The following is a 1,566-nucleotide window of genomic DNA, read 5'->3' on the forward strand; positions in this document are numbered from 1 at the left end:
CTAGCCTGGATTTCTCACAGGGTATAAAGGAAAGCGGCTGAAAGTGCTATGATTTCAAGAACCTAACCAATCCATCAAGCACCAACAGCCGCTTCCAAAATGGTACCTGAAAAGCTGACCTTCTCGCCACTCTCACGCCGCCAAATTGCAGCCGACTTCTCCGGGGGCCACATCACGTCGGACGCCGGATTACTCCTGCTTCGTGAAGTCGATAAACACCATCGCCTGACACGCCGCTTGGCCACCGTGCTTCATGATCCCCGCGCACCGGAACAGGTTCGTCATAAGCTCGACACTCTGGTTCGTCAGCGGGTGTTCGGTGTCGCCGCTGGCTACGAAGATTTCAACGACCATGAGGCCCTGCGCTATGATCAGGCCCTCCAGACAGCGCTCGGTGAAGAGGATACGCTGGCAGGCAAGTCAACGCTGTGCCGGGTGGAGCAGAACGCCGATCGGCAAGCAATAGTGAAGGCCCATGAGTTGCTGTGGCATCACTTCATTGAACAGCATGACGAACCACCAAAGGAGATCGTGCTGGACTTTGATGGCACCGACATCCCCGTGCATGGCGAGCAACCCGGCAAGTTTTTTAACCGTTATTACGATCACCACTGTTACTTCCCGCTGTATGTCTTCTGTGGGCGCCACTTACTGGTGAGCTATCTGCGCACCAGTGACCGCAGCGACAGCCGCCATAGCTGGGCGATCCTCGCCTTACTGGTACGCTTTATCCGCCAATACTGGCCCGATACCCGCATCGTGTTACGAGGTGATAGCCACTTTTGTCGTCCCCGGATGCTGAACTGGTGCGATCGGCATCACGTCGACTACATCGTGGGAATCGCCAAGAACAGCCGGCTGCTCAAGGAAGTGGATGTGCCCATGATGCTGGTACGCAAGACCCAATGGCAGGTGGGAGGGAAAGTGGCAGAGACGTTTCGCTTTCCGTATCAAGCACACTCCTGGAAATACCCACGCTGGGTGGTGGCCCGTCTGGAAGAAGGCGAGCTGGGCTCTAATCCCCGGTTTATCATCAGTTCCCGTTACGATGACGGCTTCAAGCTTTACTACGAGCAGTACTGTGCCCGGGGTGACATGGAGAACCGGATCAAGGATCAACAACTGAGCCTGTTCGCTGACCGTACCTCCAGCACGCACTGGTGGGCCAATCAGTGGCGGCTGATCTTGTCGGGCTTCGCTTATACACTGTTCGAGCGGTTACGGACTTACCTGAAGCACACGCCCTTCGCGCGCATGAGTCCGAGCAACCTGAGGCTCAAGCTCATCAAAGTAGGCGCGGTCATCATCCGCAATACGCGTCGAATCCGCGTACTCATGAGTGACAGCTACCCCTATAAAACGGCGCTATCCGATCTCGTCAGGCGGTTGGTGCCGAACTGACTGCTCGGGCTCCCCCGGCCCGACGCAATGGGGGGAAGGGGGAGGTGTGTCTGAACGACGAAAAGTGGTTAAAAAGTAGCCGATGTAAGTCGAGCCAATAGGTGTTTAGCGGTGTTAGAGCCTGAGTGCGGTACTGGCTGAGGTGCTATGAGAAATCCAGGCTAG

General features: G+C 56.2%; 1 protein-coding gene. It reads left to right on the forward strand.

All coding sequences use genetic code 11. The annotated features are described in order from the left end of the window. Window positions 1–99: 99 nt before the first annotated feature. Window positions 100–1,401 (forward strand): IS1380 family transposase, encoded by a 1,302-nt coding sequence (locus YERSI8AC_RS00125; RefSeq protein ID WP_159178014.1) that lies wholly within the window; start codon window positions 100–102, stop codon window positions 1,399–1,401. The last annotated feature ends 165 nt before the right edge of the window (window positions 1,402–1,566 follow it).

This window comes from Halomonas sp. 113, from assembly GCF_904067645.1.
GTDB lineage: Bacteria > Pseudomonadota > Gammaproteobacteria > Pseudomonadales > Halomonadaceae > Vreelandella > Vreelandella titanicae.